At 65.1% G+C, this 14,916-nt stretch carries 17 protein-coding genes; 10 read left to right on the top strand and 7 right to left on the bottom strand.

The window, feature by feature from the left end:
• The first annotated feature begins 75 nt into the window (after positions 1–75).
• Entirely contained in the window at positions 76–1,317 is a 1,242-nt protein-coding gene (locus AWC25_RS27680) for a PPE family protein (protein ID WP_085166849.1), read from the top strand.
• A 166-nt stretch (positions 1,318–1,483) separates the two neighbouring features.
• Here AWC25_RS27680 and AWC25_RS12105 read toward each other — a convergent pair whose 3' ends face one another.
• Entirely contained in the window at positions 1,484–2,269 is a 786-nt protein-coding gene (locus AWC25_RS12105) for a DUF3109 family protein (protein WP_085166848.1), read from the bottom strand.
• A gap of 127 nt (positions 2,270–2,396) precedes the next feature.
• On the opposite strand from AWC25_RS12105, the gene AWC25_RS12100 reads away from it, so the two are divergent.
• The 9 genes from AWC25_RS12100 to AWC25_RS12060 all read left to right on the top strand — a co-directional run bounded on the left by AWC25_RS12100 (position 2,397) and on the right by AWC25_RS12060 (position 9,941).
• Positions 2,397–3,410, top strand: a complete 1,014-nt coding sequence (locus tag AWC25_RS12100; RefSeq protein ID WP_069400720.1) for a Ppx/GppA family phosphatase — start codon at positions 2,397–2,399, stop codon at positions 3,408–3,410.
• The gene (locus AWC25_RS12095) at positions 3,407–4,414 is read left to right on the top strand and encodes a hypothetical protein (protein WP_069400721.1); all 1,008 of its coding nucleotides are present in this window, start codon (positions 3,407–3,409) and stop codon (positions 4,412–4,414) included. Before AWC25_RS12100 ends, AWC25_RS12095 begins: the two co-directional genes overlap by 4 nt.
• A 15-nt stretch (positions 4,415–4,429) precedes the next feature.
• Positions 4,430–5,272, top strand: coding sequence for a sugar phosphate isomerase/epimerase family protein (locus AWC25_RS12090; RefSeq protein WP_069400722.1), 843 nt, complete (start codon positions 4,430–4,432; stop codon positions 5,270–5,272).
• 25 nt (positions 5,273–5,297) lie between these two features.
• Positions 5,298–6,122 (top strand): thioesterase family protein, encoded by an 825-nt coding sequence (locus AWC25_RS12085; protein WP_069400723.1) that lies wholly within the window; start codon positions 5,298–5,300, stop codon positions 6,120–6,122.
• A 33-nt stretch (positions 6,123–6,155) separates the two neighbouring features.
• Positions 6,156–7,034, top strand: a complete 879-nt coding sequence (gene proC / locus AWC25_RS12080; protein WP_211281042.1) for a pyrroline-5-carboxylate reductase — start codon at positions 6,156–6,158, stop codon at positions 7,032–7,034.
• Between the two features lie 140 nt (positions 7,035–7,174).
• Entirely contained in the window at positions 7,175–7,423 is a 249-nt protein-coding gene (locus AWC25_RS12075) for a cell division/environmental response transcriptional regulator (protein WP_069400725.1), read from the top strand.
• 132 nt (positions 7,424–7,555) lie between these two features.
• On the top strand, positions 7,556–7,657 hold the full coding sequence (locus tag AWC25_RS12070) for a 30S ribosomal protein bS22 (protein ID WP_003402602.1): 102 nt from the start codon (positions 7,556–7,558) through the stop codon (positions 7,655–7,657).
• Positions 7,658–7,740: 83 nt separating this feature from the next.
• A complete protein-coding gene (locus AWC25_RS12065; RefSeq protein ID WP_085166846.1) occupies positions 7,741–8,868 on the top strand; it encodes an SDR family oxidoreductase in 1,128 nt (375 codons plus the stop codon).
• A complete protein-coding gene (locus AWC25_RS12060; protein ID WP_142278803.1) occupies positions 8,850–9,941 on the top strand; it encodes a lysophospholipid acyltransferase family protein in 1,092 nt (363 codons plus the stop codon). The genes AWC25_RS12065 and AWC25_RS12060 overlap by 19 nt, the downstream gene beginning before the upstream one ends.
• A gap of 95 nt (positions 9,942–10,036) precedes the next feature.
• Here AWC25_RS12060 and AWC25_RS12055 read toward each other — a convergent pair whose 3' ends face one another.
• The 6 genes from AWC25_RS12055 to AWC25_RS12030 all read right to left on the bottom strand — a co-directional run bounded on the left by AWC25_RS12055 (position 10,037) and on the right by AWC25_RS12030 (position 14,691).
• Positions 10,037–10,963: a cyclopropane mycolic acid synthase family methyltransferase gene (locus AWC25_RS12055; protein ID WP_069400728.1), complete on the bottom strand. Its 927-nt coding sequence runs from the start codon at positions 10,961–10,963 to the stop codon at positions 10,037–10,039.
• A gap of 10 nt (positions 10,964–10,973) precedes the next feature.
• Positions 10,974–11,486: an FAS1-like dehydratase domain-containing protein gene (locus AWC25_RS12050; protein ID WP_069400729.1), complete on the bottom strand. Its 513-nt coding sequence runs from the start codon at positions 11,484–11,486 to the stop codon at positions 10,974–10,976.
• Between the two features lie 46 nt (positions 11,487–11,532).
• Positions 11,533–12,444: an HAD family hydrolase gene (locus tag AWC25_RS12045; protein WP_069400747.1), complete on the bottom strand. Its 912-nt coding sequence runs from the start codon at positions 12,442–12,444 to the stop codon at positions 11,533–11,535.
• Between the two features lie 211 nt (positions 12,445–12,655).
• Positions 12,656–13,321 carry a hypothetical protein gene (locus AWC25_RS27360; protein WP_232327063.1) on the bottom strand — a complete coding sequence of 222 codons (666 nt, stop codon included), beginning with the start codon at positions 13,319–13,321 and terminating at the stop codon, positions 12,656–12,658.
• Between the two features lie 286 nt (positions 13,322–13,607).
• Positions 13,608–13,997 (bottom strand): hypothetical protein, encoded by a 390-nt coding sequence (locus AWC25_RS12035; protein ID WP_069400730.1) that lies wholly within the window; start codon positions 13,995–13,997, stop codon positions 13,608–13,610.
• Between the two features lie 493 nt (positions 13,998–14,490).
• Complete coding sequence (locus tag AWC25_RS12030) at positions 14,491–14,691, bottom strand: hypothetical protein (protein WP_084229350.1); 201 nt, start codon at positions 14,689–14,691, stop codon at positions 14,491–14,493.
• Positions 14,692–14,916 lie beyond the last annotated feature (225 nt).

Here is a 14,916-nt window from a genome sequence, read left to right as displayed (position 1 = left end):
CACGTGTGTTAATCCCGGCAGTGTTCGCTGGGAACGAGACCGCACGCCACGCGCTCAAGCAAAGGGGCTCGGGGAATGGATTTCGGTTTGCTACCACCGGAAGTCAATTCGGGACTGATGTATGCCGGGCCCGGGGCCGGGCCGATGTTGGCCGCGGCGGCGGCCTGGGATGAGGTGGCGGCCGAGCTGGAGTTCGCGGCCGGGGGCTACTCGGCGCAGGTCGCCGGGTTGGTTGGGCAGGTGTGGATCGGTCCTTCCGCGGCGGCGATGTCCGCCGCGGTCGCGCCGTACACGGCCTGGCTGCAGGCGTGCGCGGGTCAAGCCGCGCAGACGGCTACGCAGGCATTTAGCGCCGCCGCGGCCTATGAAGCGGCCTTTGCGATGACGGTGCCGCCGCCGGTGGTCGCGGCCAACCGGGCGCAGCTGTTGGCGTTGATCGCGACGAATTTCTTCGGGCAGAACACGCCGGCGATCGCGGCGACCGAGGCGCAGTACATGGCGATGTGGGCACAAGACGCCACCGCGATGTACGGCTACGCGGCGGCCGCGGCCTCGGCCAGCACCCTGAAACCGTTCGACGAACCCCCACAAACCACAAACCAGTCCGGACAGGCTCGCCAAGCCAGCGCGGTCGCTAAATCCGCCGGCGATGCGACCAGCGCTCGCACCCAATCCGTAATGCAGCTCGCCGCCTCCCAGCAGTCCGGGGGCGTCGACCCGCCCCTGCCCTCCGGCAGCAGTGCCAACGTCGCACCCGGCGGCGCGGTCATCGATCCCGGCGTCACCGTCACCGCCACCGAGGGCTACCCCATCACCTTCAGCGGAGGCATGTTCAAGGCCGTCACCAGTGTGACCTTGAACGTTCCGTCGTACGGGGAAACCGTCACCGTACCCGCGGGTTTGACTTTGCAGTTTCAAGCCGGCGTCACCGGCACCCTCACGAACGGCACGGTTACCGTCATGCCCAATAGCGGCATGTTCACCGGCACTTTCACCGCCCCAACCGGCGGTCTCACCGCCAGCGGGGCCGGGGTCAATGTCACCCTCAACTCCGGCGGCGCGATCCTCGCCGTCAACACCGGCACCGTCATCACAGGCCCCGCCGTCGCCACGCCCCTCCCGACTCCGAGTTCCAGCGGGGCAGCGGCGGCATCCGCGGCAAGCGCCAGCTCGGCCAGCGCCGCGAGCAGCAGTTCGGCCAGCGCGGCGAGTAGCGCGGCGAGCACGACGGGAAGCGCATCGAGCGTGGCGGGAAATGCTTCGAGCGTGGCGGAAAACGCCGGAATCCAAGTCCCGGTCGGCGTCCAAGGGCCGTAAGAGTTTCGCCAATCCGGCTTCCGGCGAACCGGATAGTTAAGGCGTACCGGTAGGCGGGTGTGCATTGAGGGCGCGGGGTGTGCTGCTACGGCTAGCCCGCTCGGCGTGTCGACGCCGCGGACGCACAGTCAACGCCACGGGCGCACACTCAACGCCGAACGGCCCGCTACTCGGCGATGCGAGTGGCCGGATGCACGGCGATCAAGCCTAATTGGCTGCGGCGCTTACACATTGCGGCTAGCTCGGCGTACGCCTTGGCGCCCAGCAGCTCGGCCAGTTCGTCGGCCAGGCTTTCCCACACCTGCTTGGCCCCGACATGCGCGCCCGGGTCCCCCGTGCAGTACCAGTGCAAGTCGGCGCCACCGGAACCCCAGCCCCGCCGGTCGTATTCGGTGACCCAGGTCTTAAGGATCTCGGTGCCGTCGGGCCGGGTGATCCACTCCTGGCTGCGCCGGATCGGCAGTTGCCAGCACACGTCGGGCTTCATGGTCAGGGGCGGCACTCCGAGCTTGAGGGCCTTGCTGTGCAACGCGCATCCGATGCCGCCGGCAAACCCGGGGCGGTTCAAAAAGATGCACGCCTGCTTGTATTTGCGGGTGCGATACGCCGGTTCGCCGTCGTGCTCGTCTAATTCGAGGTAACCCTTGCGGCCCAAGCCCTTTTCGCGGAACTGCCAGTCGTCGTCGGTGAGTTGTTTGACGGCGTCGTCCAACCGCGCCCGGTCGTCGTCGTCGGACAAAAAGGCGCCGTGCGAGCAACATCCGTCATCGGGGCGCCCGGCCACCGTGCCGCGGCAGGCCAGGGTGCCGAACACACAGGTCCAGCGGGACAGCAACCAGGTGAGGTCGGCCGCGATCAGGTGCTCCGGATTGTCCGGATCGAAGAACTCCACCCATTCACGGGCAAAATCCAATTCCACTTCTTGCCCAGGCTGCGGGTGCGAATTCGCCACGGATGCAACGTTAGACCAAAATTCCGGCGGCAGAGCGGCAGACACCCGCCGCCTCTGGCACCGCCAATGTGCCGTTCCTCAGCGGGGCGCAACCCGGTCCGCGCTACTGTCCCGCTAGGTTGTTTTCGTGCGATTAGGCGTGCTTGACGTGGGCAGCAACACGGTCCATCTGTTGGTGGTCGATGCCCACCGTGGGGGCCATCCGACGCCGATGAGTTCGACGAAGGCCACCCTGCGGTTGGCCGAAGCCACCGATAGCTCGGGCAAGATCACCAAGCGCGGTGCCGAAAAACTGATCTCCACCATCGACGAGTTTGCCAAGATCGCCGTCAGCTCCGGCTGCGCCGAACTGATGGCGTTTGCCACCTCGGCCGTCCGCGACGCCGAGAACTCCGACGACGTGCTGAGCCGGGTCCGCAAGGAGACCGGCGTCGAGCTGCAGGTGCTGACGGGTGAGGCCGAGTCACGGCTGACGTTCCTGGCGGTGCGCCGCTGGTACGGCTGGAGCGCCGGGCGAATCATCAACCTCGACATCGGTGGCGGCTCGCTGGAGCTGTCCAGCGGCGTCGACGAGGAACCCGAAGTCGCGCTGTCGCTGCCGCTGGGCGCGGGACGGTTGACCCGGGAGTGGCTGCCCGACGACCCGCCGGGCCGGCGGCGGGTGGCGATGCTGCGCGATTGGTTGGACGCCGAGCTGGCCGACGCCAGTGTGGCCGTGCTCGAGGCCGGCGGGCCGGACCTCGCCGTCGCGACGTCGAAGACGTTCCGCTCGTTGGCGCGGCTCACGGGCGCGGCGCCTTCGGCCGCCGGACCCCGGGTGAAACGGACGCTGACGTCCAACGGCCTCAGGCAACTCATATCTTTCATCTCTAGGATGACCACCGCTGACCGGGCCGAATTGGAAGGAGTGAGCGCCGAGCGCGCGCCGCAGATCGTGGCGGGCGCGTTGGTGGCGGAGGCGAGCATGCGAGCGCTGGCGATCGACACCGTGGATATCTGCCCGTGGGCATTACGGGAAGGTCTCATCTTGCGCAAGCTAGACAGCGAAGCCGACGGAACCGCCCTCGTGGAGACGTCGGTGCGCAATGCTGGAGGCCAGACAGATCGGAACACCAACCGATCGAGAGGCGACAAACCATGACCGGACCACACTCCGAGACCGAGAGCCCCGGCACTCGGCCGATCTCGGTGGCCGAGCTATTGGCCAGGAATGGAACGATTGGCGCCCCGGCGGTCACCCGGCGGCGGCGTCGTCGGCGCGGCGACAGCGACGCGGTCACCGTCGCCGAATTGACCGGCGAAATTCCCGTCATCCGGGACGACGAGGAGCGCGCCGACACCAAACCCGCCGAGATTGCCCACACCGAAGCGCCTGCGGCCGAGCCGGGTAGCGACGAGCGGCCCAAGGCCGCATCGCGCCCGGAAACCGAGCCGCGGTGGCCCAAATCGCCCCCGCGGTCCCCGCACCTAGGACCCGAGCGCAGCGCCTACCCGCGGCCCACCCGCCGCGATGCCGAGGCGCCGGCCGAGCGCGCCCGTCCGGCGGCGTCCGCGTCAGGAGCCGAGGACATGAGCCCGGATCCGCTGCAGCAGTACGCCGATATGCCGGTGGATGTCATGGATTCCGACGTGCGCGAGGCCGAGCCCGCGACCGAGGACTCCGCCTACGTGCGGTCCTACCTGCAGGGGGCGGATTCGACCCTGTTCGGCGGCCAGACGCTGGCCGACGAGGTGGCCCGGCGCCGCAGCGACGAGCGGGAGGGAGCCGACGCGGCCGCGCTGGCCGCCGATAAGGCCGCCATCAAGGGCGCCAAGAAGGCCGAGTCCGCCAATGAGGACGCCGAGATCCCGACGCTGTCCACCGAGACTCCCGGCCGGCTCGACGCGCTGTGGCGCGGCAGCCTGATCGTGTTCCAGTCGATGGTGGCCGTCGCGTTCGGTGCGGGGCTGTTCATCGCGTTCGACCAATTATGGCGGTGGAACAGCCTGGTGGCGCTGGTGCTGTCGGTGCTGGTCATCCTCGGGCTGGTGGCCGGCGTACGGGTGGTCCGCAAGACCGAGGACATCGCCAGCACGCTGATCGCGGTGGCGGTCGGGGCGCTGATCACCCTGGGCCCGCTGGCCCTGTCCATGCAAACCGGCTAGGCGCCACCGCCCACAGTGCGTCCCGCGATCAAAGTCGGCCTGTCCACGGCGTCGGTCTATCCGTTGAGGGCCGAGGCGGCGTTCGAGTATGCGGCCCGGCTCGGCTACGACGGCGTCGAGTTGATGGTGTGGAGCGAGTCGGTCAGCCAGGACATCGGCGCCGTGCAGAAGCTGTCCCGGCGCTATCAGGTGCCGGTGCTGTCGGTGCACGCGCCGTGCCTGCTGATCTCCCAACGCGTGTGGGGATCCAACCCGATTCCCAAGCTGGAACGCAGCGTACGCGCCGCCGAGGAACTCGGTGCCCAAACCGTCGTCGTGCATCCGCCGTTTCGCTGGCAGCGGCGCTACGCCGAGGGATTCAGCGAGCAGGTGCAGGCGCTGGAGGCGTCCAGCGACGTGCTGGTGGCTGTGGAGAACATGTTCCCGTTCCGGGCGGATCGGTTTTTCGGCGCGGACCAGTCGCGCGAGCGGATGCGTCGGCGCGGCGGGGGCCCGGGGCCGGCGATTTCGGCGTTCTCGCCGTCCTTCGACCCGCTGGACGGTAACCACGCGCATTACACGCTGGACCTGTCGCACACCTCGACCGCGGGCAGCGATGCGCTGGACATGGCGCAGCGGATGGGCTCCGGCCTGGTGCATCTGCATCTGTGCGACGGCAGCGGCAGGCCGTCCGACGAGCATCTGGTGCCCGGACGCGGCAGCCAGCCGACCGCCCAGGTGTGCCAGCGGTTGGCCGCCGGTCAGTTCGCCGGCCATGTCATCCTCGAGGTGTCCACGTCCAGCGCGCGCTCGGCGGGCGAGCGTGAGGCCATGCTTGCCGAGTCGTTGCAATTCGCTCGCACGCATCTGCTGCGATGAGCGTGCCGCCACCCCTCAGGAGATCATGACCGCGTTATTCACCGAGGCAATGCGCCTGCGCGAGGTCGAGCCGGGTATTTACGAGGGCGAACTCAACAAGCACTGGACCATCGGTCCCAAGGTGCACGGCGGCGCGATGCTCGCCCTGTGCGCCAACGCCGCCACCCAGGCCTGTGCCGAGGCCGGGCACGAACCGGTGGCGGTATCGGCGAGCTTCTTGTGGGCGCCCGACCCGGGACCGATGCGGTTGATAACCGCGATCCGCAAGCGCGGCCGGCGGATCAGCGTGGTCGACGTAGAGCTCGTCCAGGGTGGCCGCACCGCCGTCCATGCGGTGATCAATCTTGGTGCACCAGAACATTTTTCGTCGAATGGGTCGACGGTGCCGCTGCTATCGGCGAACCCGGTGGTGGATCTGATGGCGCCGGAACCGCCGGACCACATCGCACCGATCGGCCCGGGCCACGCGCTGGCCGGCCTGGTGCATCTGGGCGAGGGCTGCGATGTGCGGCCGGTGCTGTCCACGATGGGACCCAGCACCGACGGAAGGCCGCCGGTGCTGCAGATGTGGGCGCGGCCCCGCGGCGCGGCTCCCGACGGGCTGTTCGCGCTGATGTGCGGGGACCTGTCGGCGCCGGTGACCTTCGCCGTGGAACGCACCGGCTGGGCGCCCACGATCCAGCTCACGGCGTTCCTGCGGGCGTTGCCCGCCGATGGCTGGCTGCGCGTGATCTGCACCTGCCTGGAAATTGGCCACGACTGGTTCGACGAAGACCACATCGTCGTCGACAGCCTGGGCCGGCTCATCGTCCAGTCCCGGCAGCTCGCGCTGGTGCCCGCGCCCCGGTAACGCGCCCCCGCGCGGTCTGCGATGCTTTCTCCCGTGGCGAGAATCGCGATCATTGGCGGCGGCAGCATGGGCGAGGCGTTGCTCTCGGGTCTGCTGCGGGCGGGGCGGCAAGTCAAGGACTTGGTGGTGGCCGAGCGGGTGCCCGAACGGGCCAAGTACCTGGCCGACACCTATGCGGTCTGGGTGACCTCGTCGCCGGCCGACGCCGCCGAGAACGCGGCATTCGTCGTGCTCGCGGTCAAGCCCGCCGACGTCGATGCGCTGACGACCGAGCTGTCCAAGGCCGCCGGCGCGGCCGAGGGCGGCAGCGGGGAACAAGTTTTCGTCACCGTCGCCGCGGGGGTCACGCTCACCTATTTCGAGTCCAAACTGCCGGCCGGCACGCCGGTGGTGCGGGCGATGCCCAACGCGGCGGCGGTGGTCGGCGCGGGGGTGACCGCCCTGGCCAAGGGGCGTTTCGTCACCGCGCCGCAGCTCGACGAGGTCGCCACGCTGTTCGGGGCGGTCGGCGGCGTGCTGACCGTGCCCGAGTCGCAGATGGACGCGGTGACCGCGGTCTCGGGCTCCGGCCCGGCCTATTTCTTCCTGATGGTCGAGGCCCTGGTGGACGCCGGCGTCGCGGCGGGCCTGAGCCGGGAGGTGGCCACCGACCTGGCGGCGCAGACGATGGCCGGGTCGGCGGCGCTGTTGTTGGAACGGCTGGATCAAGAGTCGGGGACCGCCGAGGGGCAAGCGCCGGGCGGGCGGGCGGACACCACCGCGGCTCAGTTGCGCGCGACCGTGACCTCGCCCGGCGGCACGACCGCCGCTGCGCTGCGCGAACTCGAACGGGGCGGGCTGCGGGCCACTGTTGACGCGGCCGTGCAGGCCGCCAAAATACGCTCTGAGCAGCTAAGAATTACATCGGAGTAATTGAAGAATTTTCAACTGATTGTCTCTCACCAGTACCAGTAACCCCACTAGTCCCGCTATTCTCCTTTTTGTATGCCCGTGTGGGTGCCAGCGGAGGGGAAGCCGCTGGCATTGCGCGGGCCTGACACGATTGGGTAGCGATGACGTCTACGAACGGGCCATCAGCGCGAGATTCCGCAGGTAAGGCGGCTTCCGTCGATGGCCAGCAGTCCAGGACACAATTTCTCACCGTCGCCGAGGTGGCGGCCCTGATGCGGGTCTCCAAGATGACGGTTTACCGCTTGGTGCACAACGGTGAGTTGCCGGCGGTGCGCGTGGGCCGGTCGTTCCGAGTGCACGCCAAGGCCGTCCACGACATGCTGGAGACGTCCTACTTCGACGCCGGCTAGTCGCGCGCCGCGAGCTGGCATCCCGTCAGGCGTTCGCGTCTGACGAGATGCCGGTTTGGTGTTGCGGGTGACCGGTTGGGTAAAGTGTCCGGGTCAAGTCATAAAGCGGTCCCGGGTTAGATAGCGGAGTTCATGGGTTCAGTAATCAAGAAGCGGCGCAAGCGCATGTCGAAGAAGAAGCACCGCAAGCTGCTGCGTCGCACGCGGGTGCAACGCAGAAAACTTGGCAAGTAACTTCCGCTCCGCCACAGTCTTTTTCTTACCGAGGGCCACGCGGCTGTAACGCTGCGGGTTGTGTCGGCCGTTAGGCTGTTCGAGTGGATTCCTCGAGCGGGGGCGGCGCCGGAACGGGCGACAACGCGGATGACACCGTGCACTACCCCAAGGTGGTGTTGGTGACGGGTGCGTGCCGGTTTCTCGGCGGCTATCTGACGGCCCGGCTGGCGCAGAATCCGATGATCAAGACCGTCATCGCCGTGGACGCCATCGCGCCGAGCAAGGACATGCTGCGCCGCATGGGGCGGGCCGAGTTCGTCCGGGCCGACATCCGAAACCCCTTCATAGGCAAGGTGATTCGCAACGGGGATGTCGACACCGTGGTGCACGCCGCGGCCGCTTCGTATGCGCCCCGCTCCGGCGGTTCGGCGGCGTTGAAGGAACTCAACGTGATGGGCGCGATGCAGCTTTTCGCGGCCTGCCAGAAAGCGCCCTCGGTCCGCCGCGTGGTGCTCAAGTCGACCTCGGAGGTCTACGGGTCGAGCCCACACGATCCGGTGATGTTCACCGAGGACAGCAGCAGTCGTCGTCCGCTGCGCGGCGGCTTCGCCAAGGATTCCCTCGACATCGAGGGCTACGTGCGGGGGCTGGGCCGGCGCCGGCCCGACGTCGCGGTGACGATTTTGCGTCTGGCCAACATGATTGGGCCGGCGATGGACACCACGCTGTCGCGGTATCTGGCCGGGCCGTTGGTCCCGACGATGTTCGGCCGCGACGCGCGGCTGCAGTTGCTGCACGAGCAGGACGCGTTGGGTGCCCTGGAGCGGGCGGCCATGGCCGGCAAGGCGGGCACCTTCAACATCGGAGCCGACGGAATTCTCATGCTGTCTCAAGCAATTCGGCGCGCGGGCCGGATTCCGTTGCCGGTGCCCGGATTCGGAGCGTGGGCGCTCGATTCGCTGAGACGAGCTAACCGCTACACCGAGATCGATCGCGAGCAATTCAATTACCTGAGTTATGGCCGCGTGATGGACACCTCCAGGATGCGCTCGGAGCTCGGCTACCAGCCGAAATGGACGACGGCGGAGGCGTTCGATGACTACGTTCGTGGTCGTGGGCTCACTCCCATAATCGACCCTGATCGGGTACGCTCCTTGGAAGGTCGCGCCATAGCCTTGGCACAGCGCTGGGGTAGCCGAAATCCAATTCCATGGAGTGGGGTCAGGTAGATATCGTGGCGGGTGAAACCAGAGCGAATGTCATTCCACTGCATAGCAATAGGGGTCGGGTAGCGGCTCGCCGGAGAGCCGATCAGCGTGCCGAAGCTTCGCGTCAGCATCCGTCGCTGCTGACCGATCCGCACGGTCGCGCCTCGGCCGAACAGATCGCCGCGGTGGTCCGCGAGATCGACGAGCACCGCCGCGCCGCGGGCACCGCGGCGCCGGCCGAAGTGCCACTCAACGAGTTTGCTCAACAAGTCGCCGCGGTTGCCGGTTTTTTCCGGAAGCGGTTGACGGGCGACTACAGCGTCGACGAATTCGGGTTCGACCCGCATTTCAACGACGCCATCGTCCGGCCGCTGCTGCGTTTCTTTTTCAAGTCGTGGTTCCGCGTCGAGGTGAGCGGGATCGAGAACCTGCCGAGCGAGGGCGCGGCGCTGCTGGTGGCCAACCACGCCGGCGTGCTGCCGGTCGACGGCCTGATGCTGTCGGTGGCGGTGCACGACGAGCATCCGGCGCACCGGGACATGCGGCTGCTGGCCGCGGACATGGTGTTCGATCTCCCGCTGATCGGCGAGGCCGCGCGCAAGGCGGGCCACACCATGGCCTGCACGACCGATGCGCATTGGTTGTTGGCCGCCGGCGAACTCACTGCCGTCTTCCCGGAGGGTTATAAGGGCCTGGGCAAGCGCTTCGAGGACCGTTACCGGCTGCAGCGGTTCGGCCGCGGCGGCTTCGTGACGGCCGCGCTGCGCACCAAGGCGCCGATTATCCCGTGCTCCATCATCGGCTCCGAAGAGATCTACCCGATGATCGCCGACGTCAAATTGCTGGCGCGGCTGTTCGGCCTGCCCTACTTTCCGGTGACCCCGCTGTTCCCGTTGGCCGGTCCGGCCGGCCTGGTGCCGTTGCCGTCGAAGTGGCGCATCGCGTTCGGCGAACCGATCTACACCCACGACTATGGGGCGTCGGACGCCGACGACCCGATGGTCACGTTCGAGCTGACCGATCAGGTGCGCGAGACGATCCAGCAGACGCTGTATCGGCTGCTTGCCGGGCGGCGCAACATCTTCCTGGGCTGAAGTCTTCGTTTCCCGGCTAGCGGCGTTTTCGTTCCGCGGCGGCCTAAGCAGAAACGACCCGGAGCCCATGGCTCCGGGTCGTTTGCGTGCAGGACCTATTTGACCAGCGTGAACTGGCAGACGTTGGTGTAGCCGTCGCGGAACAGATCGGAGCAGCCCCGCAAGTACTTCAGGTAGATGTCGTAGGTGTCCTGCCCCTTCAGGGCAATCGCCTCTTCCTTGTGCGCCTCGAGCGCGTCCGCCCAGGCCGTCAGCGTCGGGACGTAGTTCTTGCCGATGAAGTGATGCCGCTCGATCTTGAACCCCGCATCCGTCGCGTATTTGTCGACCAGGTCAACCTGCGGCAGCTTTCCGCCGGGGTAGATCTCTTTCAAGATGAAACTGATGAAGCGCAGCAGGGTCATGTTCACCTTGAGACCCATCGCGTTGCCCTCTTCGCGGGTGGGCACCACGATCGAATGCAGCAGCATGCGGCCGTCGTCGGGCAGCAAGTCGTAGTACTTCTTGAAGAAGGTGGCGTACCGCTCGTAGCCGGCGTCGCCGGCGCCGTCGGCGAAGTGCTCGAACGCACCCAGCGACACGATGCGGTCGATCGGTTCGTCGGGGAATTCCTCCCAGCCCTGGATGCGCACCTCCTTGCGGCGCGGGCTGTCCATCTTGTCGAACTCGGCCACGCAATGGGCGTACTGGTTCTCGCTGAGCGTCAAGCCGATGACGTTGACGTCGTACTCGGCGACCGCGTGCCGCATGGTCGAACCCCAGCCGCTGCCGATGTCGAGCAGCGTCATGCCGGGCTCGAGGTTGAGCTTGTCCAGGGCGAGTTTGCGCTTGGCGTACTGCGCCTCTTCCAACGTCTTGGTGAGGTTCTTCGGGTCCGGATTCTCGTCGAAGTAGCCGCAGCTGTACGTCATCGACGGATCAAGCCAAAGCTTGAAGAACTCGTTCGACTTGTCGTAGTGGGACCGGACCGCTTCTACCGGCGGCTTGAGCTGGGTGCCACCTGTTTCCCCCTGTGACGTCATTGGATCGACCCTACTTTCCAGCAGATATGGATGCAATCGCGGCGACGGTTGCTTCAGCGCCGGCTTCCTGGTGTGCCGCCTCGCCGAGCATCGTGACGATGCTGGTGACGAGCGGCCTCCCGTCGGCATCGGTGACCTCGCTGCGAATCTCCGCGATGACGGTGCCGTGGGACTCGATTACGGAGTCTAGATAGGTGTCGAAGTGCAGTCTATCGTGGGCCAGGATCGGGCGGTGGAAGCGGAATTTCTGGTCCCGGTGCAGGACACGGGCAATGTTGATCGGGATGCTGAACTTGGTGAAGATGTCCAGCTGCACGCGCCGTCCGGCGATCGCCAGGAACGTCAGTGGGGCCACCACGGCGGGGTAGCCGGCCTCTGCGGCCGCCGCCTCGCTCAAGTGCGTCGGGTGCTCGTCTTGCACCGCGGCCGCGAATTCGCGAATCTTCTCGCGTCCCACCTCGAAGTAATCGGGTGCCCGGTAATGGCTACCGATGAGTCCTTCGGCGCCTTCTGGAGTTGTCATCCTTTGGCCGCTCTCCGTTCGAATTGTTGCTCAGCGGCGCAGCCTATCAGCGTGATTGCCGCCGAGAGGCCAGCGCGGCCAGTGCACCACCCGCGGCGCCGAGTGCCAGCGCCGAGGGCACGCCGATCCTCGCCGCCTTGCGGGCGGTCCGAAAATCCCGGATTTCCCAGCCTCGTTCGCGCGCCAAGCTGCGCAGCCGGGCGTCGGGGTTGATGGCGACCGCGGTGCCGACCAGCGACAGCATGGGCACGTCGTTGAAGCTGTCGGAGTAGGCGGTGCACCGTTTCAGGTTGAGGCCCTCGCGGATGGCCAGCGATCGCACGGCGTGTGCCTTGCCGGGCCCGTGCAGGATGTCGCCGACCAGCCGCCCGGTGAAGATTCCGTCGACGGACTCGGCCACCGTTCCCAGCGCGCCGGTCAGGCCGAGCCGGCGGGCGATGGTGGCGGCGAGCTCGTACGGTGTGGCGGTGATCAGCCACACCTGTTGGCCGGCGTCCAGGTGCATCTGGGTGAGCTCGCGGGTTCCCGCCCAGATCTTGTCGGCGATGATCTCGTCGTAGATCTCCTCGCCCAGGGCGACCAGCTCGTCGACCGAGCGGCCTTCGATGAAGGTCAGTGCCTTGCGCCGGCCGGCGGCCACGTCGTTGCTGTTCTCCTTGCCGAGGAGCTGAAACTTGGCCTGCGCGTAGATGAATCCGAGCACATCGCGGTACGTGAAATAGTGGCGGGCGGCCAGGCCGCGGCCGAAGTGCACCGCGGAGGAGCCCTGCACCAACGTGTTGTCCACGTCGAAGAACGCGGCGGCGGTCAGATCGATCGGCGGTTGCGGGCGGCCCTCGGTCGATTCCTGCAGGCCTTCGAGGGCGCGGGCCGCGCTGGCGTTGGCGGCCACCGATTCCAGGTCGACGCGAACGGCGGGATCTGCGCCGTTGGACCCACCCGACTCAGAGGAAGTCATCGCCACACCTCCAAAATCGCCGTGTCGCCCGGTGGCCGGTTCCATCAACCCTATCCGGCAGATGTCATGGCCACGTTTACGCCTCTGACATGGGCTGGTGTCACGCTGACGGTTGGCTTGCAGCCGTTCATCGCAGAGGCCGAACCTGCTGTCGGACATAAGTTTTGGCGTGCCTGTCGCTGGAGTCGGGGCTGCGACGTCACCCACGTCGTCACCGGGGATGCACTTTTGACGTGATGGTTTCTGGCATGCCATCCAGCAATGCTGCTGTCAGTTCGTCGAAAGACAACGCGAGGATTTCCATTCTTGGTTGTTCGTAATCCAAAGCAATGCCGTAAGATCCTGGACTGTCTACTAATGAGTACCTCTTCAGATGCTTTTCCGCATATTCTTTATCATCGCGTACGTCTATGAAAAGACCGATATCCTTTTCGCTTGCGGCTTGCACCTTTATGCCTGGACTCAGTCCGCGAGCCTCCCAGTTAAGGAATAGCGATTTGAGTCGCACATTGCTACAGGTGCGGATACTGTCGCCCAATTGCATAATAACGTACTTACCTGCATCCAAAAAGCTGGAGAAGACAACCTCCATCCGCTCGGTCCTAAAGACTTCTCTTTCATGCTTTAGTGAGTGCGATACGCAGATATAGCCCGGCTCAGGCGTGATGATCCACGCACCCCAGTCGCCGAACTCCGCCCATTTGGGCCATTCTTTCAGTTTTTGTGAATAGTCGGAACGAAAGAACAACCGGCCAGCATCCCAGTCTGGCTCGTCATCTGGCCCGTCGCCCACCAAGTTGGCGATCCCGCGCCACAGATCGTAGTAACGGGCTACCTCCACAAGTTCGTCCCTCGGAACTTGGCGCTCAACTTCCATATCCACCTTCGAAGTCTCGTCTAGGTACCTGCACTTCCCGAGTCCAGGTAACCTTCGCCTTAATCAGCACTATTTGACGTTCCATATCAATGACGACCCCGTTGCATTCCGCTGCCGGGCTGACCATACGCTTGCGCGATCTTTCCGAATCTGACTTCCCACCCCTCCGGTAATTCCTTGTGGAATCGATTGTAATTACCGGACGAACCCGGCGCGAGACCTCGCCGGGGATAACCCGGAAACCTGTGGATGACATCTCCGACGGACTAATAAAACAAGGGCTCGGTCAGTTGCAACGAATGTCGATGGTGAACCAGTCCTTCGGGATTCCTTCCCTAAGGATTAAATCCAGTTCCTCGAAGCTGAGGACTAAGATATGCGATGCTGCGAGTGCGTCGCTCTCGCCCATCCAGCCGCGATCGTTAGGCTCTTGATCCACCCTTAAGCTGACACGACCGGGGCAGTTCACAGGATCGGGTGTAGTCAGCGTCACCTGTGGGTCTAGGCCCTCTTCGGACCACCGGAATGCAGGCGAGTTGGTGTATCGTCCGGGGCGGGCCATCTGGCTAATCAAGAGTAAAAGATACTTTTCAGCGTCCTCATACTGTCTGAACATCCAATACCTGGCGCGCGACCCTCTTTCCTTGCTGTCGATATAAAAGCGATCGCTTCCCACACTAACTAGTAAGAAACATCCGCTTCGTCGATAAAGCCCATTTCATTACTGCTAGTCAGTTGAGGTGGACGACGTCCCCAAAAAATTTGTTCACGTGTCTCGGAGCCCGTTGGCTCGCGCCGATCGTACCCGGGATACCGTCCTTGCTTTCGAAGGTAGATCTCTTCCCACACGTACCACGACTTCACAATCCGATGTAGAAAGGCAGGATAACCGCTGAGGTCGAGCCGGTAGTCAACCATTTAAACCCTCCGGCACTAGTAAGTCCTGTAAGAAAAGTACGAGATGCTGCCTGAGCGGATGCCGATGGGTCGTGGCGCTGGGAACCCCGGCTGGCGGGTATGAGCTCGTACGGGCGGCCTACCATAGTAGGCCGTTTGCGGCGGACGCAAAGGTATCGCGGTACGTCAGAAAGAGTTGATTGTTACGTTGTACACAGCAGCCGTCGTCAGGAGGACGCGGAACGCTTCTATTGGAACTGGCTCAGGCAAAATCAACGGCTCTTTGGATCGTACTCAGTCCCTGAAAGGTCATCCCAAAATTTTGGCGACACTTCCTGAACGATGTCTTCCGGCTTCACGGCTTCGATTTTTGCTGATAACTTTCTCGCGCGAGCGACCTCGTCGTCCGTGGGTGGTGTGACGCCGGCTTCCTGGGGTGTCGAGAACGTCTTTCCGGCCATCTTTTTACTCATCGTGGGAACTTCCTCATCTCTTCTGGCTACATACCAGGTACCTATCGCTCAATTATTTCGATGACGTATGGCCTGTTTGCGGGCCTATCGTCTTGCTCAGAATATAGAGTTTTGCGCCAGGTGGGAATAAGATTTCTGCTCGCCGGGGGGGTAAGTCCCCTGGCGTGGTGGGTTTTTGGGGCCGGAGATGACGGTGCCGGGTGTGTCGTTGCCGGTGTTGGGGTG

It is taken from the genome of Mycobacterium sherrisii, from assembly GCF_002102355.1.
In the GTDB taxonomy this organism is placed as follows: Bacteria; Actinomycetota; Actinomycetes; order Mycobacteriales; family Mycobacteriaceae; genus Mycobacterium; species Mycobacterium sherrisii.
Note: the sequence above shows the minus strand (reverse complement) of the source record. Positions and strands in the feature narration are given on the sequence as shown.